17 protein-coding genes and 3 pseudogenes are annotated in these 22,143 nt (G+C 68.9%); 9 read left to right on the top strand and 11 right to left on the bottom strand.

Features of this window, described 5'->3' with window-relative positions; genetic code table 11:
• Positions 1 to 106: 106 nt before the first annotated feature.
• Entirely contained in the window at positions 107 to 1,279 is a 1,173-nt protein-coding gene (locus ACFY0P_RS37995; protein ID WP_388924033.1) for a thiolase family protein, read from the bottom strand.
• A 103-nt stretch (positions 1,280 to 1,382) separates the two neighbouring features.
• On the opposite strand from ACFY0P_RS37995, the gene ACFY0P_RS37990 reads away from it, so the two are divergent.
• Positions 1,383 to 1,853 carry a winged helix-turn-helix transcriptional regulator gene (locus ACFY0P_RS37990; protein WP_388924031.1) on the top strand — a complete coding sequence of 157 codons (471 nt, stop codon included), beginning with the start codon at positions 1,383 to 1,385 and terminating at the stop codon, positions 1,851 to 1,853.
• A gap of 20 nt (positions 1,854 to 1,873) precedes the next feature.
• Here the strand turns inward: ACFY0P_RS37990 and ACFY0P_RS37985 are convergent, their stop codons facing one another.
• The gene (locus tag ACFY0P_RS37985; protein ID WP_388924028.1) at positions 1,874 to 2,803 is read right to left on the bottom strand and encodes a PmoA family protein; all 930 of its coding nucleotides are present in this window, start codon (positions 2,801 to 2,803) and stop codon (positions 1,874 to 1,876) included.
• Positions 2,800 to 3,957 carry a Gfo/Idh/MocA family protein gene (locus ACFY0P_RS37980; RefSeq protein WP_388924025.1) on the bottom strand — a complete coding sequence of 386 codons (1,158 nt, stop codon included), beginning with the start codon at positions 3,955 to 3,957 and terminating at the stop codon, positions 2,800 to 2,802. Before ACFY0P_RS37980 ends, ACFY0P_RS37985 begins: the two co-directional genes overlap by 4 nt.
• A gap of 297 nt (positions 3,958 to 4,254) precedes the next feature.
• On the opposite strand from ACFY0P_RS37980, the gene ACFY0P_RS37975 reads away from it, so the two are divergent.
• The 3 genes from ACFY0P_RS37975 (at position 4,255) to ACFY0P_RS37965 (ending at position 6,794) form a co-directional block, all read left to right on the top strand.
• Positions 4,255 to 5,130 carry an undecaprenyl-diphosphate phosphatase gene (locus ACFY0P_RS37975; RefSeq protein WP_388924022.1) on the top strand — a complete coding sequence of 292 codons (876 nt, stop codon included), beginning with the start codon at positions 4,255 to 4,257 and terminating at the stop codon, positions 5,128 to 5,130.
• 355 nt (positions 5,131 to 5,485) lie between these two features.
• Positions 5,486 to 5,644, top strand: coding sequence for a transposase (locus ACFY0P_RS37970; protein ID WP_388924020.1), 159 nt, complete (start codon positions 5,486 to 5,488; stop codon positions 5,642 to 5,644).
• A gap of 985 nt (positions 5,645 to 6,629) precedes the next feature.
• Positions 6,630 to 6,794, top strand: a complete 165-nt coding sequence (locus ACFY0P_RS37965; protein ID WP_388924017.1) for a transposase — start codon at positions 6,630 to 6,632, stop codon at positions 6,792 to 6,794.
• Here the strand turns inward: ACFY0P_RS37965 and ACFY0P_RS37960 are convergent.
• The 3 genes and pseudogenes from ACFY0P_RS37960 to ACFY0P_RS37950 all read right to left on the bottom strand — a co-directional run bounded on the left by ACFY0P_RS37960 (position 6,786) and on the right by ACFY0P_RS37950 (position 9,827).
• Positions 6,786 to 7,265 (bottom strand): hypothetical protein, encoded by a 480-nt coding sequence (locus tag ACFY0P_RS37960; protein WP_388924462.1) that lies wholly within the window; start codon positions 7,263 to 7,265, stop codon positions 6,786 to 6,788. The two genes, ACFY0P_RS37965 and ACFY0P_RS37960, sit on opposite strands and share 9 nt — an antisense overlap.
• 79 nt (positions 7,266 to 7,344) lie before the next feature.
• Positions 7,345 to 7,995 (bottom strand): annotated as a pseudogene (locus ACFY0P_RS37955) (recombinase family protein); the annotation flags it as partial.
• Positions 7,992 to 9,827, bottom strand: coding sequence for a type I polyketide synthase (locus ACFY0P_RS37950; RefSeq protein ID WP_388924015.1), 1,836 nt, complete (start codon positions 9,825 to 9,827; stop codon positions 7,992 to 7,994). The pseudogene ACFY0P_RS37955 and the gene ACFY0P_RS37950, both read right to left, overlap by 4 nt.
• 338 nt (positions 9,828 to 10,165) lie before the next feature.
• Between ACFY0P_RS37950 and ACFY0P_RS37945 the strand changes: the two genes are divergently transcribed.
• Positions 10,166 to 10,594 (top strand): SRPBCC family protein, encoded by a 429-nt coding sequence (locus ACFY0P_RS37945; RefSeq protein ID WP_388924012.1) that lies wholly within the window; start codon positions 10,166 to 10,168, stop codon positions 10,592 to 10,594.
• A gap of 13 nt (positions 10,595 to 10,607) precedes the next feature.
• On the opposite strand, the gene ACFY0P_RS37940 is transcribed toward ACFY0P_RS37945, so the two are convergent.
• From ACFY0P_RS37940 to ACFY0P_RS37930, 3 genes and pseudogenes are all read right to left on the bottom strand, one after another.
• On the bottom strand, positions 10,608 to 10,865 hold the full coding sequence (locus ACFY0P_RS37940; protein ID WP_388924009.1) for a hypothetical protein: 258 nt from the start codon (positions 10,863 to 10,865) through the stop codon (positions 10,608 to 10,610).
• 27 nt (positions 10,866 to 10,892) lie between these two features.
• Entirely contained in the window at positions 10,893 to 11,630 is a 738-nt protein-coding gene (locus ACFY0P_RS37935; protein ID WP_388924006.1) for a PP2C family protein-serine/threonine phosphatase, read from the bottom strand.
• A gap of 623 nt (positions 11,631 to 12,253) precedes the next feature.
• Positions 12,254 to 12,346, bottom strand: a pseudogene (locus tag ACFY0P_RS37930) (transposase); the annotation flags it as partial.
• A 115-nt stretch (positions 12,347 to 12,461) separates the two neighbouring features.
• Here ACFY0P_RS37930 and ACFY0P_RS37925 point away from each other — a divergent pair.
• Positions 12,462 to 13,457, top strand: coding sequence for a GNAT family N-acetyltransferase (locus ACFY0P_RS37925; RefSeq protein ID WP_388924437.1), 996 nt, complete (start codon positions 12,462 to 12,464; stop codon positions 13,455 to 13,457).
• A 130-nt stretch (positions 13,458 to 13,587) separates the two neighbouring features.
• Here the strand turns inward: ACFY0P_RS37925 and ACFY0P_RS37920 are convergent, their stop codons facing one another.
• Complete coding sequence (locus tag ACFY0P_RS37920) at positions 13,588 to 14,079, bottom strand: hypothetical protein (protein ID WP_388924004.1); 492 nt, start codon at positions 14,077 to 14,079, stop codon at positions 13,588 to 13,590.
• 87 nt (positions 14,080 to 14,166) lie between these two features.
• Between ACFY0P_RS37920 and ACFY0P_RS37915 the strand changes: the two genes are divergently transcribed.
• Positions 14,167 to 14,493, top strand: coding sequence for a transposase (locus ACFY0P_RS37915; protein ID WP_388924000.1), 327 nt, complete (start codon positions 14,167 to 14,169; stop codon positions 14,491 to 14,493).
• Positions 14,494 to 14,630: 137 nt separating this feature from the next.
• On the top strand, positions 14,631 to 14,918 hold the full coding sequence (locus ACFY0P_RS37910; protein WP_388923997.1) for an IS3 family transposase: 288 nt from the start codon (positions 14,631 to 14,633) through the stop codon (positions 14,916 to 14,918).
• A gap of 132 nt (positions 14,919 to 15,050) precedes the next feature.
• Here the strand turns inward: ACFY0P_RS37910 and ACFY0P_RS37905 are convergent.
• Positions 15,051 to 15,380, bottom strand: a pseudogene (locus ACFY0P_RS37905) (DDE-type integrase/transposase/recombinase); the annotation flags it as partial.
• 502 nt (positions 15,381 to 15,882) lie between these two features.
• Between ACFY0P_RS37905 and ACFY0P_RS37900 the strand changes: the two are divergent.
• Positions 15,883 to 22,137 carry a DNRLRE domain-containing protein gene (locus ACFY0P_RS37900; protein WP_388923994.1) on the top strand — a complete coding sequence of 2,085 codons (6,255 nt, stop codon included), beginning with the start codon at positions 15,883 to 15,885 and terminating at the stop codon, positions 22,135 to 22,137.
• The last annotated feature ends 6 nt before the right edge of the window (positions 22,138 to 22,143 follow it).

Here is a 22,143-nt window from a genome sequence, read left to right as displayed (position 1 = left end):
GATCACTGCAGCGCCCCGCCAGGGGCGCGGGGAACTGCGCGACCAGCCCCAACGGCGCCGCAGCCGCCCACCAACACCACGCGGCACCCCATTAGGCACCCGCTCCTTACCTCACCGCTTCCAGAATCATCGCGTTGGCCAACCCACCCGCCTCGCACATGGTCTGCAACCCGTACCGCGCCCCACGCTCCCGCATGGCATGCACCAGCGTCGTCGTCAGCCGAGTCCCGCTCGCCCCCAGCGGATGCCCCAGCGCGATGGCCCCGCCGTTCACGTTCACCTTCGCCAGATCGGCCCCGGTCTCCTGCCGCCAGGCCAGCACCACGCTGGAGAACGCCTCGTTCACCTCGAACAGGTCGATGTCCTCGATGCCGAGCCCGGCCCGCCGCAGCACCTTCTCCGTCGCCGGGATCACGCCGGTCAGCATGAGCAACGGATCGGAGCCGGTGACGGCGAACTCGTGCAGGCGGGCCAGCGGCCGCAACCCGAGCCTCGCCGCGGTCTCACCGGAGGTGATGAGCACCGCGGACGCACCGTCGTTGATCGGGCTCGCGTTGCCCGCCGTGACGTTCCACTCGATCTGCGGGAAGCGCTCGGCGAACCCGGGGTCGTAGTAGGCGGGCTTGAGCCCGCCGAGGATCTCGGCGGTGGTGCCGGGCCGTACCGACTCGTCGCGGGCGACGCCGTCCAGCGGAGCGACCTGCGCGTCGAACAGCCCCGCTTCCCACGCGGCCGCCGCCTTCTGGTGTGAGGAGACCGCGAAGGCGTCCATCTCCGCGCGGCTGATCGACCACTTCGCGGCGATGAGCTCGGCGCTGATGCCCTGCGGGACCAGGCCCTCCGGGTAGCGCGCGGCGACTCCGGGCCCGAAGGGGTCCTTGCCGGCCGGCACGTTGGACCACATCGGCACCCGGCTCATCGACTCGACACCGCAGGCGATCACGATGTCGTAGGCCCCGGACATGACGCCCTGCGCGGCGAAGTGCACGGCCTGCTGGGAGGAACCGCACTGGCGGTCCACGGTGGTCGCCGGGACCGTCTCGGGAAGGCCGGCGGACAGGACGGCGTACCGGGTGGTGTTCATGGCCTGCTCGCCGACCTGGTCGACGGTGCCGCCGATCACGTCGTCGATGAGCGCGGGGTCGACGCCGGAGCGCTCGACGAGGGTGCGCAGGGTGTGGGCGAGGAGCTCGACGGGGTGGACGTGAGCCAGGGACCCGTTCGGCTTGCCCTTGCCGACGGGGGTGCGTACGGCTTCGACGATGACTGCGTCACGCATCTCGGGGACCTCGATTGCCAGTCTTGATTACCGGTGAGTAGGAAATCCGAACCCACCATAACTCCGTGAGTTTGAAAATCCAACCCTCCACTAGACTGACCCCATGGCCGCCCCCAAACAGCCCCGCCCATGCTCGATCGCCGACGCCCTGGCGCTGGTCGGCGAGAAGTACTCCCTGCTGGTCCTGCGGGAGGTGTGCCTGGGCAACGGCCGCTTCGACCAGCTGGTGCGCAACATCGGCGCACCCCGCGACATCCTGGCCACCCGGCTGCGCCGTCTCGTCGACGCCGGGATCCTCACCAAGCGCGTCTACAGCGAGCGGCCGCAGCGCTTCGAGTACCGGGCCACGCAGGCGGGCCTCGAACTGGAGCCGGTCCTGTTGACCCTGATGGCCTGGGGCGACCGCCACCTCCATCCGGACGGCGACCGCCCGATGGTGATCGAGCACGGCTGCGGGAAGACCCTCACCCCCGTCGTCACGTGCGCGGCCTGCGGCGACCCGGTGCGGCACGGGGACTCGACGGCCCATCCGCAGGCACCGGGCTGGACCGTCACCGGACCGGAAGCCGCCTGAGCGGGGCTACTCCCCCTCGCTCACCACGGGTGCGTCTCCAGGTACTTGGCGATCTCCGCGCGCTCCCAGGCGCCGTCGGCCACGACGACCCGGTAGCGGCGCCGGAGGGTGTCGCCGGGGGCCAGTTCCAGCTCGTCGTGGAAGGCCCAGGAGGGGGCGATGCCGGCGAACGGGTCGTTGCGCACGAACCAGTGGGCGGGGTGGCCGCCGTGAGCGCCCAAGTGGTCGTTCTCCGGCGCGTGTTCGAAGACGACGGTGGCATGGCCGTCGGCGCCGTCGTGCTCGCCGGACAGGGCCAGCCAGGGGGACTGGGAGCCCATGGACTCCGGGCCCTCCCCCTCGGGGCCGACGATCCGGCCGTCCCGGAAGGCGCGGGGGCCGCGCCAGAACAGGCCGGTGTAGCCCGCCAGTTCACGCCCGGCCGTGGTCGGGCTGCCGAACAGCAGCGGTTCGGCACGGCGGTTGGTGATCGCGCTGGTCCAGGTGAGCGCCCAGGAACGCGCCCCGGGGTCCACGTCGTGGACCTCGATGCGGCGCCGCTCCTCCGCCCACAGCGTCCCGTCGTACGGATGCCAGGTCAGCCGTTCCGCGACGACCAGGCGGCCGTCGGCCGACGACAGCTCGTCGAACCCGGCGTGCCGCATCGAGCCGACGCGCTCCGGAAGCGCCACGTAACCCTGGCCGTGGACATAGGAGTTGCCGCCCCACAGGTTCGCGCCCGACAGGTGCGAGGCGGTCAGGGAGATGCCCTTGTGCCAGCGGTGGTCGTTGGGCCGGTAGTCCGTGACGACGTCCCCGGCGAGGGTGCGCACCGGGTGGAGGTAGGGCCTCGGCGCCTCCCAGGCCGCCTCGGGCCGGTAGACGTACGAGAAGAGCTGCACCCCGGTGACCGGCTCGGTCACGGTGACCCGGTCGCCGTGGGTGTGCGTGATCCGCAGCTCGCCGCTCACGCGGACACCTCCTCGCGCGCGGCCGGCGCCCAGCCCGGGGCTCCCCCGTGCAGGGCCGTGTAATAGGGATCACCCGGACCGATCTCGCCCGCGCGGACGGTCGTGTCGGTGAACGCCGCCTTGTACAGGGCGGTGATCAGCTCCAGGCTGGTGCGCCCGTCGGCGCCACTGCTGCGCGGCCGCTCCCCGGCCCGCATGGTGGCGATCAGCTCGCGCAGCTGGGCCAGGTGCGAGCTGGGCACGTCCGGGCCGAAGTCCCGCCAGGCCGCCGCCTCGCCGGCGGGGACGTCCGGGGCCGGGGTGATGCGCCAGTTGTCGTTGGCGTGACCGTAGAGATGGGTCAGTTCGACCGTCGCGCGCTCGCAGTCGATGCGGATGCGGCTCACCTCGTCGGGGCTGAGCACGCTGTTCACGATGGTGGCCAGGGCGCCGTTGGCGAACCGGACCAGGGCGGTGGAGACGTCCTCGGTCTCCACGTCGTGCACCAGCCGGCCGGCCATCGCCCGCACCTCGCTCCACGGCCCGAGCAGGTCGAGGAGCAGATCCATCTGGTGGATGCCGTGGCCCATCGCCGGGCCGCCGCCCTCGGTCGCCCAGCGGCCCCGCCAGGGCACCGCGTAGTAAGCGGTGTCCCGGTACCAGGTGGTCTGGCAGTGGGCGACCAGCGGGCGCCCCAGCGCCCCCTCAGCCAGCAGCCTCCGTACCTGGGTGGAGGCGGAGCCGAACCGGTGCTGGAAGACGATCGAGGCGTACGGCCCGCCGTCCGTCCCCTCCTCCGCCTCGACCGCGTCGAAGTCGGCGAGGCTCGGCACGGGCGGCTTCTCGCACCACACCCAGGCGCCGGCCCGCAGCGCGGCCACCGTCTGGTCCCGGTGCAGGGTCGGCGGGGTGCCGATGGTGACCAGGTCGGGCCGCTGTTCGGCCAGCATCCGGTCCAGGTCGGTGTAGGCGTGCGGGATGCCGGCCTCCGCGCAGAACGCCTCGACCGCGCCGGCATCGATGTCGACGGCGGCGACGACCTCGGTCTCGCCCTCCGCGGCCAGCTGGGCGAGGGCGGGCAGATGGGAGCCGCGCCCGATGGCGCCGGCGCCGACGACGGCGGCCCGGATGCGGCGGCCGGCGAAGGGGGCCGTGGAGCGGGGGGAGCGGGGCATGGACGTGATCAGCACTCCTCGGGCGTGTACCGACGATGGGCGAACTCCCGCCCGAAGCGCGCCGCACACGCACCCCGATGTGCGGAGCAAGCGCTTTCTCCTGCAGAAACGTAAGCGGCGGCACCTTGACCGGTCAACACCCCGTAGCCGCCCGTCCACCTGCCGAACCCCTGTGCCCCCGCTGCCACCCCGGCCCGCTACGCTGCGGTTGCACGCGCATGATCATGTGCGCCCGTGTGCTCACGGGCGCCCACGCGACCGCCAGCCCCTTCCTCACCCCTGGGACGCCGTACCTTCATGTCTTGGTTTGAATCGCTGGTCCTCGGCCTCGTCCAGGGGCTGACCGAGTTCCTGCCCGTCTCCTCCAGCGCGCATCTGCGACTGACCGCGGCCTTCTCCGGCTGGAAGGACCCGGGGGCCGCCTTCACGGCGATCACCCAGATCGGCACGGAGACCGCGGTGCTGATCTACTTCCGCAAGGACATCGGGCGGATCGTCTCGGCCTGGTTCCGCTCGCTGTTCGACAAGGCGATGCGACGGAACCACGACGCCCAGATGGGCTGGCTGGTGATCGTCGGCTCGATCCCGATCGGCCTGCTGGGCGTGACGTTGAAGGACCAGATCGAGGGCCCGTTCCGCGACCTCCGCATCACCGCGACCATGCTCGTCGTCGTGGGCATCGTCATCGGCATCGCCGACCGGCTCGCCGCCCGTGACGAGACGGGCGGCAAGCACCGCGCCCCCAAGCAGCGCAAGACCCTCGAGAACCTCGGCATCAAGGACGGCCTGATCTACGGCCTCTGCCAGGCCTGCGCTCTGATCCCCGGCGTCTCCCGTTCGGGCGCCACCATCAGCGGCGGCCTGTTCATGGGCTACAAGCGCGAAGCGGCGGCCCGCTACTCCTTCCTGCTCGCCATCCCGGCGGTGCTGGCCTCCGGCGCCTTCGAGGTCAAGGACTCGGTGGGCGAGGGCCAGGTGGCCTGGGGCCCGACCCTGTTCGCGACGGTGATCGCGTTCGCGTCGGGTTACGCGGTGATCGCGTGGTTCATGAAGTGGATCTCCAACAAGAGCTTCATGCCGTTCGTCTGGTACCGCATCGCCCTGGGTATCGTCATCATCGCCCTGGTCAGCGCAGATGTGTTGAGTCCTCATGCTGCCGAATCGGCGAGCTAGGCGCTGCGCTGGGGAGGCGGGAGAGCGGCGCCATCGAGCATTTCCTAGCGCCTGAATGCATCACCACGCCATGATCATCTCCCACTCGTCTCCCACCCGGGAGCCGGGACGCACCCGCCTATGAGGTCGATGGAGATCTTGGGTTCTGGCCCTGCCGCGTCAGCGGCAGGGCCAGACTCGTCATGTGGCGATGAGTGAGGGGTCGGCGGGATGGTCGGGCCGGGATGTATGGGAAGACGTGTCGGGATCTGATCCCGGCAGGGAGTGTGTTCGCGTTCCTGGCCGAGCATCGCGCCGAGCTGTTCCCGGCTGGGATGTTCGCGGACATGTACCCCTCGGCGAACGGGCGGCCAGCTTGCCGCCGCAGATCCTGGCCACGGCGGTCACGCTACAGGCGCTGCACGGACTGTCGGCCTTCGAGACGGTCCAGGAACTGCGGTGCGACCTGAGGTGGAAGGCCGCCTGCGGGCGGGGCCTTCACGACACGGCCTTCGACCCGTCACTGCTCGCCTGATTTCGCCGTCGGCTGGCCCGTTCCGCCCGCCCGAACCGGGCGTTCGAGGCCGTGCGCGAGGTGGTGAAAGCCACCGGCGTCCTCAAGGACAGTCACCGCCGGGCGCTGGACCCCACCGTGCTGGACGATGCGGTCACCACCCACGACACCGTCACCCAGATCGTCAACGGAAGTGGTGAACGCCACACCCCAGCGGCAGCGCGATGCTGCCAGGCGTCAGGGCCATGCACATGCACGGACCGGTAGGGCCAACCCACACGGACATACCTTGCCGTACTCACAGCGCCTTCGCAGCTCAGACACTTGGAGGTACAGCCGCAGGCCGAACAGTCGGCGCATTTCATCTGGTCGTACTCCCCCGCACAGCTGCCCATTCCCGCTGGTGTCGAACCCCGGCCAAGTCCGCGACTCTTGCCGAGGACGAGTCAGTCGGTCCGTGCGGCACCCTGCCGGCCACACCAAGTCGACGGGGGCCGGCGTCGCGTGCCTCCAGGACGGTGTCCGCGGCGCCTCCCCTGCGTGACGGCGGCTCGCCATTCCACACGGCGACCAGGCGCTCGGCGAGCTGGAGCATGGCGCGGTTGGCGTCCTCATAGGCGGCCCGGTTCGCCGTCTCGTTGTCGAGAGTGAGGACCTTGTCTGCGGCGTCGATGAGCCGGCCGAGGAACGCGTCAGCCGCCCAGGACGCCGTCGACGTAGTCCTGCACCGGCCCGTACAGGCCGCGCGGAACCAGCACGCGGACCATCGCCCTGCGAGGCCCAGACGACCCCTGCGACTTCCCTGACGCTCACCGGGGCGTTTCCGTGTGTGCGCCCAGGTCGGCGCAGGACGCCTGTGTCGTCGTCTGTCCGTTCGGGGATGCACCGCGCAGCCTGACCCTCATCGGTGGAGAAGGTTCCAGGGAGCCGTTCCGGGGACGTACGCATCTACGGGCGGCCTTTGAAGATCACCGGGTGTTGGATCATGGTGGGGTGATACGCCGTCATGAACTCACTGACCAGAAGTGGGAGTTACTCGCTCCCTCACATACCGCGAGCGGCGACGGGCTGGCCGCGAGTGTCGGACCGGCAGATTATCCACGGGGTGGTCTACAGGATCCGGACCGGGATCTCCTGGCGTGACCTGCCCGAACGCTACGGCTCATGGTAGGCGGTCTGCACCCGCTTCCGCCCCTACGCCCTGAACGGCGTGTTCACCCGGGCACGCCAGCAGATCCAGGCCCGCACGGACGCGGCCGGCTACCGTGGCCAGCGTCTCGACCACCGCGGGCTGCCGGTCCAGCATCAGATCCTCCCAGGCCTTGGCACAATCTTCGGCGGTCACGATGTCCACCAGGATGCGCGCCCGCTGCAGGCACGCCATCTGCGCCTCGACGTCAGCCAGCCGGGCCTTGATCCTGCGGGTAGCGGCCTTGAATCCGGCGGCGTCCGCATCGTCGTCATCCGCGAACGCGTCGGTCAGAACCCTGATTCGGGACCGCAAGGCAACGGCCTTCGCCCGCAGCTCCTCCGTCCTCGGTGCACTCTCGTCGACGAGGAGATCGACGGCGTCGGGGCGCGACAGGCGCCGGATCACGTACTCCTCGACGGTGAGGTCGATCGGTTCCGTACCGCGCGCCAAGCGCTTCGTCTTCCCGGTGCAGCTCACCGCGGTACTGACGCAGCCCTGCGTAGCGCTCGTTCAGGAGTACGCCGCGGATGGCCTTGTGTGACCAGGGTTTGCCGTTGCGGTTGAGGATGCCCCGCTCATTGAGGCCGGCGGCCATGCCGGACAGGCTCGCTCCGGCGAGCAGCGCGTGAAAGCAACCCTTGACCTCGGCGGCCTCGTCTTCGACGAGCTCCGCGCCGTCTGCGGTGTACCCGAAGCAACGCGGCCCGGACGGCGGCAGGCCGCGCTCGACGCGCTGGCGCATCTCCCGCTGCTCCCGCTCCGACATCTGCTCGACCTCGAACGTGTCGACCTCGCCGAGGAGGCCGGCGAGGAGGCGGCCAGCGGCCGTCGTGAGGTCCAACTCGGGGCCCTTGACGCACAGCACGGACACCTCGCGCTTGCGGAGGATCTCGATTCCCGCGGCCCGTTCGCGCCGGCTCCGCCAGAGCCCGCCGAGCATGTAGACGATGATGACGTCGACTTCGCCGCGCTGTACGGCAGCCATGAGGAGTTCGTACTGGGGGCGGTGCTTGCCGTGGGTGGCCGACTTGTCGTTGTCCCGGAAGCGGCGCCCCTGGAGGGGGATTCCGCGCCGTTCGGCCAACTCCGCGGTGTCCTCGCCTTGACGGATGACACCGTCTTCGTCGCCCTCATCTGCCTTGCTGATGCGCTCGTATGACGCATCCTTCGTGTACTTCACCAGGCCGTACTCAAGGTGCCGCCCGCGGCAGGGACCCCGGCCGTCGAGCCCGACGGAGAGATCCGTGACGGGGCCTGGTCCTTGAACAGCAACTGCTTGAGCGGCACGAGAAGTTCGGGGTCGAGCAGTTCGGCGCACCGGTCGAGGGCTTCGGCGAAGGCCGGTTCGGTGCCGTACAACTCGCGGGCCATGCCGGGGTACTGGGCGCCCTGGCCGGTGAAGACGAAGGCGGTTTTGGCGGGTTTCGCCGGGTGGCCGCTGGTGACCGACGGGGAGGTGCGTCGGGTCCGCCACAGTCGCAGGTCGTTGGCGAGTTCGATGCCGCCGCGTCCGGTCACCGCGAGGCGGTGGCGGTGGGCGGCGCGTCCGGCGGCGACGGTGAAGACGGCGGCGGGCAGGGTCTCCCGGTCGGTGCGGGACAGGTACTCCGCCCAGTGCTCGGCCAGCGTGTCCAGGCTCTCCGGGGACTTGGCGGACAGCACCAGGAGTTCGGCCGGGCGCGGCTTCCCGGATCCGGTCGCGGGGTTCGGGCACGGGGCCTCGCGGAGGATCGCGTGGGCGTTGGTGCCGCTGTAGCCGAAGGAGTTGACGGCGGCCAGGCGCGGGACGTCCGTCCGGGGCCAGGGCACGGTCTCGGTGGGGACCTCCACCGTGGCGCCGTCGAGCCGGATCTTGGGGTTCAGCCGGTCCAGGTGGAGGCTGGGATAGATGGTCTCGCGGTGCAGCGAGAGGGCGGCCTTGGCGACGCCGAGCAGTCCGGCGGCGGCCTTGGTGTGGCCGAAGTTGCTCTTCACCGAACCGACGAACAGTGGCCGGTCCTCGGTGTGGGAACCACCGTAGGCACTGGCGATGGCACCCATCTCGATGGGGTCGCCGACCGGGGTGCCGGTGCCGTGCGCCTCGACGTAGTCGACCTCGGCCGGGTCGACGCCGCTGCGGGCGAGCGCGGTGCGCATCACCTGCTCCTGGGTGCGGCCGTTGGGGGCGGTCAGCGCGGGGGTGTGTCCGTCGTGGTTGATCGCGGTGCCGACGATGCTCGCGAGGATCGGGTCACCGCGTTCCTCGGCGAGGGACTGGCGGCGCAGTAGTACGGCCACACAGCCCTCGCTGCGGACGTAGCCGTCGGCCTTGGCGTCGAACGCCCGGCACTGTCCGCTGGGTGAGAACAGCCCTAGTTTGCAGAAGGCGACATGGACATCCGGGTTGAGGATCAGGTTGACGCCGACGACGATCGCCGAGTCGCACTCCCCGGTGAGGATGGACTGCCGGGCCAGGTGCAGGGCGACCAGCGAGCCGGAACAGGCGGTGTCGACCGCGAAGCACGGCCCCTTCAGGTCGAGGAAGTGTGCGATACGGCCGGCGCTGATGCTGTTCGCGTCGCTCATCGCGTCATAGGCCGTGACACCCTTCAGCCCCTCGATCGCGTGCTTGAGGAAGGAGTAGTTGTTGGCGTTCATCAGCGCTGCGAAGACGCCGGTGTCGGTGCCCCGCAGTTCGGCGGGGTCCTGCCCGGCGTTTTCGAGGGCGTGCCAGACGGTCTGCAGGAGCAGCCGGTGCTGCGGGTCCATCCGGACCGCTTCCGCGTCCGAGATCCCGAAGAACGCCGCGTCGAAGCGGTCGACGTCGTCCACGAATCCGCCGTGGCGGATGTAGGTCTTGCCCGGGGCCAGCGGATCGGGATCATAGAACTGATCGACATCCCAGCGGCTGGCCGGGTTCTCCTCGACGCAGTCCCGTCCTTCCCGCAGCACTGTGTACAGGTCGTCCAGCCCGTGCACTCGACCGGGGAAGGTGCACCCGATCCCTACCAATGCGATGGGCTCAGCATCCACGCCGGTTTTCTCCTTCGGAAGACGGGGAACGGCGCTGTCGTAGCGCCGGAGACAGGTGCGCCGCCGGTACGGCCACAGGGTGCGGAGCGACTCACGAACCGGCGTCAGGACTCTTCTCGTCCTCGCCGAACCGGGGCTCCGCACGCGGGTATTGGCCACGTTCCGTCTGGGCTCACTCGGGTAAGGCTAGGCACGCGGCCGATAAGCGGACAACCAGCGCTTTTAGGGCGGGCGACGTCCCCGGGGGCGCGCGGGACCCGGGGGCGCATGACGGCGGGCGTCGTGTGCACACTGGGAGCAGAGGGCCATGCGCCACGAGCTGCACATGGAGGTGAGCCATGAGCACTCTCGAACTGCACATCGACGTCGGGGTCCCGGCCGACACGGCCTGGGAGACCCTTCATCAGGTGGAGACCTATCCGCGCTTCGTGGACGGAGTGCGGGGTGCGCGTACCGAGGCGGGGGGCCGGGCGCATCTGGAGGTCGAGGCGAGCGGCGGGGCCCGGGAGGTCGAGGCCGAGGTCACCGACCGTCGTGGTGAACGCGTGATGGAGTGGCTCACCACGGGCACTCCCGAGCTGACGGGTTCCTTCACGGTCCAGCCGATCGACCGTGATCACACCCGGATCCAGGCACGCGTCGAGTACGACCCCGACACGGTCCGTGACATCTTCGGCGGGCCGAAGGGGTTCGCCCAGACCAACGCGATCGAACGGCTCGTCCGGGGCGATCTGGACCACTTCAAGGAGTACGTGGAACGAGGCTGAGCGGCGGAGCCGGTCAGACCTCCATCACGGCATCGCAGTCGGGGCAGACCACCGAGGCGTGTTCCTCGGGGTACCAGGGCGCGCCGGGCTGCTCGGCGGGCCGCCGACCGGCCGTCTCCATGGCGAAGGTGTCCTTGCCGCAGAGGGTCCGCGGTCCCGCGACGGTGTGCGATCCCGGGGCCGCGGGGGCCATGTGCACCCTGCGGACCCGCCGCTCCGGGCCGCCCGGCGCGGCCGGTTTGTCGAGTTCGTAGACGACGATCTCGGTCATGTCCCCACCGTAGGCGCGCTCGATATGTCAGGTGTCCGCGACGCGTACGACCGCCAGCGTGACGTTGTCCGGGCCGCCCGCCGCGATGGCGGCCTTCCACAGTTCGAAGGCCGCCCGGCCGTCGTCGTGCTCCCGCAGCACGTCGTCGCAGACGTCCTCCGGCACGGCGTCGGTCAGCCCGTCGGTGCAGACGAGGTAGCGGTCGCCGGGAGACAGGGGCATGGCCGTCACATGGGGCAGAACGGCACGATACGTCGGGGTGCCGCCCAGACACTGGGTGACCAGGTGCGTGGTGCGCCGGCCGGGTGCGAGGGGTGGGCTGTCGTCGACGCTCAGCCGGCGCAGCTCGTCCCGACCGGCCGCGAAGACCCTGCTGTCCCCCACGTTGAACACCACCAGCGAGCCGGGCCGCACGACGATCCCGGCGACCGTCGTGCCCATGGTCGCGAGATCCCCGGCACCGGCCTCGTACACCGCGCGATTGCAGCCGTTCAGCGCGTCGCGGACCGCGTCCTTGCCGCTCAGGGCCGGGCCGATCGAGGCGATCCGGTGGACCACCAGGGCGCTGGCCACCTCGCCGCCGGGCTGCCCGCCGAGCCCGTCGGCGACGGCCACCGCGAGGGGCGACCCGAGCGGGAAGTACAGGGTCTGCGGGCTCTCGGTCACCGTGGCGCACAGGGTCCACGGCCCGGCCACGAGGCTGTCCTCGTTCCGCTCGCGCACCAGACCGGGATGACTGAGCGCGCTCACCGCCACGTACTCCATGAAGAGCCACCGCCTTCCCGCACACGGCGACACTCCCACCCTCCCACGCTCAGGCCTTGACGGCCCCGGAGAGCATGGGCCCGAGATGAAGTGACGTTGCAGGAAGACGTACAGCGGCGAGCCGGTCGCGCCCAGCGTCGGTCGGGTGACGGCGGAGGCGCGGCGGTCGGCGGGGGCGACCACGCGGGCGACCAGCCCCGCATGATCATCTGGCTGGCCGTCGTAGCCGGCGGACCGGTTACCCCTCGCATTAGCCCATACCAAAATCCGGCACACCCGTGCGAGCCCCGCACTCGTCCCCCACATCGGGCCCGTTTCCCTGTCCACCAAACGACCAGACCGACGGCTGACGCGCGCAAACCCTTCGAGGCCAGCCCCTCCTGCGGGCCTCTCGCGCATCTCGCCGCCGAGCGGCCGGACCAGGGGCCGCCGCCGACGGTGCCGATCCCGTTCTGGAAAGGGAGCAGTTTCTCCGCGTCACTGCATGTTGGTGTGGCGGGCGTGCATCTGCGCGTAGGCCGTCACCGTCGTCAGCGGCGAGTTCCATCACGACGGCATCGAGAATGAGCAGGGCTCCCAGTTCGAACCAGCTGTCGCCGAACCGGTCGGTCGCCACCTTCGACCGTTCTCCATGGTCCGAAGCGTTCGGGCAGGTCACGCCACTGCACCCAGGTCCGTGCCCGATACAGGATGCCGTCGATCATCTGGCGGTGGTCCGTCAAGTCCCCGCGAACGGTCATGCTGCGGAAAACGAGTTCTGCCGTCTGATCGGCACGGCCTACGCTTCCGTGATCGATGACACCGCTTATCCAACGTGACGGGGGTCTTGGTGTGGGCGTGAACAGTGGCAGCGGCCTTGCATCGCGGGAACGGGTGCCTGGCTACGTCTTCCGGCCCTATTGCGGCCGCCACGACCATGGCGCGATGGCCGCTGTGCGGCTGGGCTGTGCACAGCGGGATCGGATCGACGCCCGCTCGGTCGTGGAGGGGCTTCCGACGGCAGCCGAGATCGCCGAATCCTGCGCCAGTCTGGACGACCCATCCGAGAACCAGGTCTTGGTGGAGCACGACGGTGGTGTCGTCGGCTACTCGACGATCAAGTGGTGGCAGGAGCGAGACGGGACGTGGTTGTACCTGCACCGCGGCTACCTGCTGCCCGAGCACCGCGGCCAGGGCATCGGCTCAGCCATGCTCAACTGGGCAGAATGCCGTATCCGCCAGCTCGTGCAGCAGCACGGAACCACACAGACGGCTGTGATCGGCGCGAACGCCATGACCTCTGAACAGGATGCAACGACGCTGCTGCTCGAAACGGGATACCGGCGTGTCTTCAGCCTGGTAGAGCTGGAGCTGGCCGACCTCCGACAACTCCCCGACGGCAAGCCGTTGCCGGCCGGCATCCGAGTCGGTGCCGTCGATCCGAGCAGCTACCGCGCGGCCTGGAAGACGGTCGTCGATTCGTATGCGGATGCCGACTTCACCCAGAGGTGGACGTTCGAGAGCTTCCTTGCCACGGCCGACCCGACTTGCTGGCGGGCTGCTTGGGACGGGGAAAACATGGCCGGGGTCGTCCTGTGCTCCATCCGTCGGCACGACCCCACTGTGGGCGAAGTCGAAGAACTGAGCGTCCGGGCCGAGTCGAGGCGTCTGGGACTTGGGCAGGCCCTGCTGCTGAACGGGTTGCGGTGTCTTCGCAAGCACGGCTCGCAGACCGCCCGACTGTACACCGGGACTGCGAATCCGCACCGGTCCTACGACCTCTACGAGAGCGTAGGGTTCCGGCGCCAGAACGAGTACGTCCGCTACCGCAAGCCGATCGCCGTCTGATCCGACAGAGGTGCCCCGTAGTCCCTGGGCGGTGCGGATTCCCGAAGACTGAGCCCGGCTTGATCGACCGGACAGGTCCTGAACAGTCGTGGGGTCCTTACGCGTCAGGGGCGCGGGTGCGTGCCTGTGATCACCGGTGGCTGGAGACGAATCTGTCGTCGATGTCTGGGATCCAGAAGCACATCTCCAACGTCTTCAGGCGGTCCCAGTGCCGCACACGACGCCCGTGTCTGATTGCGGCAGTGAGGCTTACGAGTAGCAGTGCCGCACAGCCTCCTGCCAGCACACGATCGGGTTCCGCGACGAGTTCGATCACCGCGACGACGAGCGCGAACATCAGGGCGAGGGCCGAGTTCCGCAGCATCAACGCGACGCCTTGCAGCCGAGTGATTTCGCCCGCTGCCTCCTTGTCGTGGAGTTCCACCGCAGCCAACAGCAGAGACACATCAGTGCGCACGAAGGCTCGGTCCCGGGCCTCGGGCACTCTGGCCACGAAATCAAGGCGAGCGTTCTCGTCACTCCAGTTCCAACGCGGAGCCACCTTGTCCAAGAGGGCGCCCAGAGGATAGGCGAGATGCCCCAGCAGGTAACTGGCAACAGCGGCTCCGACCACCTGCAGCACTGACGGTGCCGAGGCCAGACTTGCGAGATCGATGATGTGAACCGCCCCGTGTCAGGTAGAGACTCGATTCCGTGAACGGATTGAGTCATGGCACGACCCTCCCGTTACCCGCTTGAGCTGCGCCGTCACGCGGTGCGCATGGTCGCCGAAGTGCGCGACGGCTACCCGAACGAGACGGCCGCCCTGCAGGCAGTGGCGGACAAGCTCGACATCGGTTCCCGCGAGACGCTGCGGAACTGGGTGAAGCAGCACGAGATCGACGCGGGGCAGCGTCCAGGGACGACGACGGAGGAGTCCGCCCAGCTCAAGGCGTTGAAGAAGGAGAACGCCGAGCTGAAGCGGGCGAACGAGATCCTGAAGGCCGCGGCCAGTTTCTTCGCGGCCGAGCTCGACCGGCCACACACGCGCTTGTAGGGTTCATCGACGAGCACCGGGACCGCTTCGGCGGGGTCGAGCCGATCTGCAGAACGCTCACCGCACACGACTGCCAGATCGCCCCTTCCACGTACTACGCCCATAAGAAACGCCTCGAAACCCCCTCTGCACGTTCCGTGCGCGACGAGGAGCTCAAGGAGAGGATCCACGAGGTCTACACGTCCAACTACCGTGTCTACGGAGCGAGGAAGATCTGGCGCGAGATGAACCGGCAGGGGCATGCGGTGGCCCGCTGCACCGTCGAGCGCCTGATGCGCGAGCTCGGCATCCAGGGCGCGGTGCGCGGCAAACGCGTCATCACCACGATCTCCGGCGGGCAGGCTGAGCGGGCCCCCGATCTTGTCGACCGCGACTTCGTCGCCCGCGTCCCGAACCGCTGCTGGGTAGCCGACTTCACGACGTGAAGACCTTCGCCGGCGTCGTCTATGTCGCGTTCGTCGTGGACACCTTCTCGCGCCGGATCGTGGGCTGGTCGGCCGCCACCGTGAAGGAGACGGTGTGTTGGGGCGTGGTGGGGTCCGGCTTCGAGTCCCGAGTCAGAGTGTGGCGGGCCGGCCGACCGCGCCGGTGATGTGGTCCCAGAGGGTGAAGCGGAGGGTCATCTCGAAGCGGTACCGAGTGGCGGTCAGGAGATTCCGTCGGGGCCGGAAATGAGGCGAGATGCCGCTGAACGCGGACAGGAACCGCTGGGCCGCGCCGGGTGAGCGGAAGTACTTCATCGCGCGTTCGCGCTGTCGCGTCGGCTGGTGGCTGTTCTCGGCCCGGTTGTTCAGCCCCTTGTGGGAGCGGTGCTCGACCGAGGCCATGAGCTCCCGATGGGCAACCCCGTAACTCTTCAGCTTGTCGGTGACGTCTCGGTGCTGGGTGCGCCTGCCCGTAGAGGCGGAGTCATCAACACAGCGAAGACGGGGTGTTCCTCCCGCTGTTGTCACCGCACCGCGTGTCCTGCTCCCCCATAGCGGCAGTGGTGGCTGGATTTGACACACACTCAAGGAAGATAGATCACATATTATTGATCATTTTTCCTTTCGGGTTGATCTTCCGTAAAGCCTTGATCAAGGTCGCGTCTGCAGCGGAGACGTAACCGAATGTGATCGCCCAGTCAGTTTGGGTGAAGTGTCTATTTTTGCGCTCCGTGTCACAGGTCTCGACTGCAAATCATTCAAGGCTTCCCATCGGCCACCTTTACTTTCTCTTGGCGATATGTGCAGCGATCGCAAAGGAGTCATGTGTGGGCGATGTAAAGATCTGCCCGCCATAGCTTCACCAGCAGAAAGATCACGGGGGTTGTCCGTGCGTAGCAGATCCCGGTCCGGCAGACTCGGCAGAGCCGGTCGACCGAGAAGTTTCGGCCACTCCCCGACGCGCATGCGCGCGATAGGCCTGGTGGCCGCCGTCGTCTTGGTCGCCGAAGCCGCCCTGACCCTTGCCGATACCGGTGCGGCGGTGGCTCTCCCCGACGACGCCACCGCCTCGGCCGCGACGTCTACCGCTTCGACGGAGACCCATTACGGTGCCGCCGAGGCCAAGGACGCCACTTCTGCCCTCCTGATGGCCCGGTTGCAGGACCGGAAGATTGAGGTGCTGGCGGAGCGCACGGGCGCCTCGACGACCTACGCGCTGCCCGATGGCAGCATGCAGACCGAGGACTACGCCGGCCCGGTCCGGGTGAAGCAGGACGGCTCCTGGCACGACATCGACACCGACCTCTCCGACACCGGCCCGGACCTTGAGCCGCAGGTGGCCGCAGCTGACATCGCGGTGTCGGACGGCGGTGACACCACCCTCGCCTCGGTCACCAAGGGGTCCGATTCCTTTGGACTGGGCTGGGCGGACAAGCTCCCCACCCCGACCGTGAAGGACGACACCGCCTCCTACGACCTGGGCGGCGGGCAGACCCTGTCGGCGACCGCGCTCGCACAGGGCTTCTCCGAGAACATCACCCTGGACAGCCGGCCGTCCGACCAGGCGGTCAGCTACCGCATCCCGCTGCGCCTCAAGGGTCTGACCCTGTCCCAGGCAGACTCGGGCCACCTGCTGCTGAAGGACGACGACGGCAAGCTGGTCGCCGAGGCGCCCGCGCCGATGATGTGGGACGCGAGCAAGGACCCGGCCTCCGGTGAGTCCGCGCACGAGGAGCAGGTCTCGACGAAGGTCGAGACCGCCGACGACGGCTCCCAGACCCTCGTCCTGACCCCGGACGCCGACTTCCTCGACACGGCCACCTACCCGGTCACCGTCGACCCCACCTCCACCCTCGCCGTCACCACCGACACCTGGGTGCAGACCCCGGACTACCCCGACTCCCAGGTCTCCTCGCAGGAGCTGAAGTCGGGCACGTACGACAGCGGTACCGATGTGGCCCGCGCCTACCTGAAGTTCGACGTCTCGAAGTTCACCGGCACGCACATCACCTCGGCGACGATGAAGCTGTACAACTACTACTCCTCCACCTGCTCTACCTCGGGTGCCGCGACCCAGGCCCGCCGGATCACCTCCACCTGGTCCTCGACCTCGGTCACCTGGTCAGCTCAGCCGTCCACCACCACGACGGGCATGGCGACCAACACCGGCCACTGGGGCTACTCCTCGTCCTGCCCGGCCGCCTGGTCGAACTGGAACATGCAGTCCATCGTGCAGGCGTGGGCGGACGGCTCGACGAACTACGGCATCCAGCTGCGCAGCGCCGACGAGACCGATGCGACGACCTGGCGCCGTTTCCGGTCGGCGAACTACACCACCTCCGGGTATGCCCCGCAGCTGGTCGTCACCTACAACTCCTACCCGGCGAAGCCGACCTCGGCCGCGGTGTCGCCGTCCGCCGTCAACGCCTACAACGGCAAGCGGTACGTGACGACGTACACCCCGACGCTGTCCGCGAAGGTCTCCGACCCGGACGGCTCCACGGTCAAGGCCCAGTTCGAGATCACCAACGACCCGGCCTACTCGGGCGAGACGTCGTACTCCTACACCGCGACCTCGTCCTCCGTCTCCTCCGGCAGCACCGCGACCCTGGCCATCCCGAGCGCGAGCCAGCTGGCCGCCTCGCATCTGCGGCTTCGGGTGCGCGGCTACGACGGCACGGACTACGGCGCCTGGTCGTCGTACCTGTACTTCGTGCCGAACGTGGCCAAGCCGAACGCGCCGACGATCTCCTGCTCCCCCTACTCCTCCGGCAGCTGGACGGATAAGTCGAGCAGCGGTGCGACCTGCACGCTGAGCACGACCTCCACCGACGGTGCCGGCTACCAGTGGGGTCTGGACGACAAGACCGTCCCCAACAGCGCGCTGGACACCATCGACGGCAGCGGCGGCCAGTCCCAGACGATCACCGTGAAGCCGGGCAACGGCTGGCACACCCTCTACGCGCGGACCATCGACTCCGGCGGCAACATCTCCACCTCCACCACCTCCTACGCCTTCGGCGTCGGCAAGGCGGGCCTGTCCTCCCCGGTCACCGGTGACACCACAGACGACGACGTGACCCTGTCGGCCACCCAGTCCGGGGCGTTCACCGGGGTCACCTATCAGTACCGGATCGGCGACAGCGTCGCCTGGCAGCCGATCCCGGTGAGTGACGTGACCAAGGCGGACGGGTCGGCGCTCTCCTCCTGGCCGTTCACCTTCTCCGCCACCTCGAACCCCGACGACCTCACCTGGACGGCGACCAGCCAGCTCACCGACGACGGACCCGTGCAGGTGCGGGCGCTGTTCACGGACGGCACCAACACCTACGGCACCGACGTATCCACCGTCACCATCGACCGCAAGGCCGACAACGCAACCGTGAGCGCCATCGGCCCAGGCACGGTCAACCTGCTCACCGGTGACTTCTCTCTGGATGCCACGGACGCCGGCGCGTTCGGCGCCACCGTCACTCGCACCTCCTCCTCCCGCGATCCGCTCGCGGGGGCGGAACAGCCCGGCCAGGTGGCCATCTTCGGCCCCAACTGGACGTCCGGGATCACCGCGTCAACCTCGGACTGGACGTATATCCGCGAGACCTCGACGGCCTCGGTCGCCGTGACGGACTCCAGCGGCGGCCAGACCGGCTTCACCCTCAACGCCTCCGGGGGCTGGACCCCCGAGCCGGGCGCCGAGAACCTCACCCTGACCCTGGCCGGCGACACGTACACGCTGAAGGACTCGGGCGGCAGCGTCACCACCTTCGCCAAGGTGTCCAGCACCGCTTCGACGTGGCAGGTGAAGACCTCGTACACGGTGAACGACTCCTCCGCGAACACCACCACGGTGTTCTCGCGGGCGGTCAACCTCTCCGACGGCAGGGTCCTCGCCGAGCCGCAGTACGTGATCGCGCCCACCAGCGCGGTCAGTGCCGCGGACTGCATATCCAATCCTTCCAAGGCCTACTGTCGGGTGCTGGAGTTCGTCTACGCTTCCGACACCACGGCGACCTCCTCCGCGTTCGGCACCTACGCGGGCCAGGTGAAGCAGATCAAGCTGTGGGCTACCGCGCCCGGCGGGTCGGCCTCGACGTCGACGCCCATCGCCCAGTACGCCTACGACACCTCGGGCCGCCTCCGTGAGGCCTGGGACCCGCGCCTGGACACCCCGCTGAAGACGGCGTACACCTACGACAGCGCGGGCCGGGTCGCCACCGAGACGGACCCGGGCGAGCTGCCCTGGACCTTCTCCTACGACAAGGTCGGCACCGGCGGTGACGCGGGCGACGGCATGCTGCTGTCCGCTTCCCGCCCGACCCTGAAGCCCGGCACTGCCGGGACCACCGATGGCACCGCGATCACCAGCGTCGTCTACGACGTTCCCGTCTCCGGTACGTCCGCGCCGAACCAGCTGGACGCGGCCACCACAGCCACCTGGGACCAGCACGACAACCCGGTCTACGGTGCCGCCGTCTTCCCCGCCTCCGCCACCGTTCTGTCCTCCCACAACGGCGCCGACCTTGGCTCCGGCGCCTACACCACGGCGACGATCAGCTACCTCGACGCCAACGGCCGTGAGGTCAACAGCGCTGTGCCCGGCGGGCACATCGCCACCACGGAGTACAACGCCGACGGCACCGTGAGCCGTGAGCTCACCGCCGGAAACAGGGAATTGGCACTGGGTACGACCACCAGCTCCGACCCCCTGTTGGCCGGAGCCATCGCGAGCGCAAGCAACACCGCGAGCGCAGCCGACCTGCTCTCCACGACCACCGCGTACGCCACCGGCGGCGACGGGGCTGCCCTCGCCTCCGACGTCTACGAGCCGCTGCACACGGTCACGCTTCAGCACGCCCTCTCCGGCGGCACCAGTGCTGCCGACCTGGCTGCCGGCACCGAGACCCTGGCCCGCGCACATACCGCCTACGCCTACGACGCAGGCCGCCCCAGCGACGCCAAGGTCTCCGACCTGCTGACCTCGGCGACGGTGGGCGCGAGCGTCACCGGCTACCCGTCCGACGGCGACACCTCGAAGAACATGAGCACCTACGACTGGTCGACGGGCCTCAAGCTGACCTCGGTCACCGATCCCTCCGGTCTGGCCCTCGCCACGACCTACAGCTACGACAGCGACGGCAATCTGCTGTCCACTACCGGCCCGAACAAGAACTCGACCACCGAGACTGTCACCACCTACTGGTCGGCGACCGGCTCCGGCACCTGTCAGGGCCGACCTGAGTGGGCCGGCCTCACCTGCCAGACAGCGCCCGGCGCCACCATCACCGGCGGTGGCTCCAACCCCTCTGAGCTGGTCACCAAGTCCTACGCCTACGACCGTTTCGGCGAGCCCACGAGCGTCACCGAGACGGCGAACGGATCCACCCGCACCACGGCCTACACCCGTGACACGGCCGGCCGGGTCATCAACAAGGCGATCAGCGGCGGCAAGGGCACGGACACCCCGGCCACGGCATACACCTACGACACGGCCACCGGCCTACTCGCCACCCAGACCAGCAACTCCCAGACCATCACACACACCTACGACAGCCTCGGCCGACAGATCTCCTACGCCGACGGCTCCGGCAACACCACAACCACGGCGTACGACGCGCTGAACCGACCCGTCACGGTCACGGACTCGGTGCCGTCGACGACCACGTACACCTACGACAGCACCACCGGCTACCCGGCCAAGACCACCGACTCCGTCGCCGGCACTTTCACGGCCACGGCCTACGACGCCGACGGCAACATCACCACCGAGACCCTGCCCGGCGGCTACACCCTCACCCAGACCTACAACACCATCGGAGCCCCCACCGGCCGCACCTACACCGACTCCTCCAACGCCACCGTCCTCGACGACCAGGCCGACTACACGATCCTGGGCACCGAGTCCGGCCACGCCGAGAACAACGGAGCCTCCACCAGCACCGGCTACACCTACGATGCAGCGGGCCGCCTCACCCAGGCCCAGGACGACACAGGCGCCACCTGCACCACACGCGCCTACACGTTCGCGTCGAGCACCAGCTGGGACCGCACCAAACTCACGACGGACACCAGCACGACGGACTGCGCCGACACGACGACGACTACCACCTCAACGGCCACCCACACCTACGACAGCGCAGACCGCATCACGGACACCGGCTACACCTACGACGCGTACGGCCGCACCCTGACCACCCCCGACGCGACCCTCACCTACTACACGAACGACCTGGCCCGCAGCGAAGCGACCGGCACCGCCAAACAGACCTGGACCCTGGACGCCGACCACCGCCAGGCCGTCACCACCAACGCCACCAGCACTGACGGTGGCACCACCTGGACCGACGGCACGACGGCGACCAACCACTACGCCGACGACACCGACAGCCCGACCTGGAGCGCCGACTCCTCCGGCACGATCACCCGCTCGGTCCTGGACACGGGCGGCGCCCTGGGCGCAACAACGTCCGCGAGCGGAGCCGTCACCCTCCAACTCGCAGACCTGCACGGCGACATCGCGGTCACCCTGGCCACCGCCACCACAACTGCGACCGCCTACTCCTACGACGAGTACGGCAACACGACCAACACGTCACGCTACGGCTGGCAGGGAAGCTCCCAGCGGGCCAGCGACACCCCCACCGGCCTCACTGTGATGGGCCTGCGTCTGTACAGCCCCACCATCGGCCGTTACCTCCAGACTGACCCGATCCAGGGCGGCAGCGCCACCGCATACGACTACTGCAACGACGACCCGGTCAACTGCGCCGACACAAATGGCCAGTGCCCGTCCTGGCGTCATCCGGTCGCAGAGACAGCGTGCTATATCGCTACCGGTATCGTGGAGGGTGCGATCGACGTGGTCGGCGAAGCCTTCTGCGGGGCCGTCGCCACCGCTGTCCTCCCGTTGTGCAGTGCCGTCGTCATGGGTCTCGGGGCCGCTGTCTCGTACTATGTGGAGACTCTCTGGGACGGTGGTTACTCCTGGCAGGAGGCGGTCAGTCGGTTCGCGACCGCCGCCTTCAGGGGCGGGGTGCTCGGCGCCGGGGCCAAGAGGTTCCTGAAAACCTCGCCAGGCCGGTCCTTCCTGCGCGGGCTTAGGAAGTTCGTGGTCAAGGCTGCGGAGTATGTCGAGAGAAAACTGGCGAGGGTCCATGTCCATCTGCACCTTTCGACCCTGATCACCCACCTCACCAACGTGATAAACAACAGGCTGGGCTAGGAACGC

The organism is Streptomyces sp. NPDC001714 (assembly GCF_042892755.1).
In the GTDB taxonomy this organism is placed as follows: Bacteria; Actinomycetota; Actinomycetes; order Streptomycetales; family Streptomycetaceae; genus Streptomyces.
The sequence above is the reverse complement of the archived record's forward strand: the minus strand, read 5'-3'. Positions and strand labels throughout refer to the sequence as shown.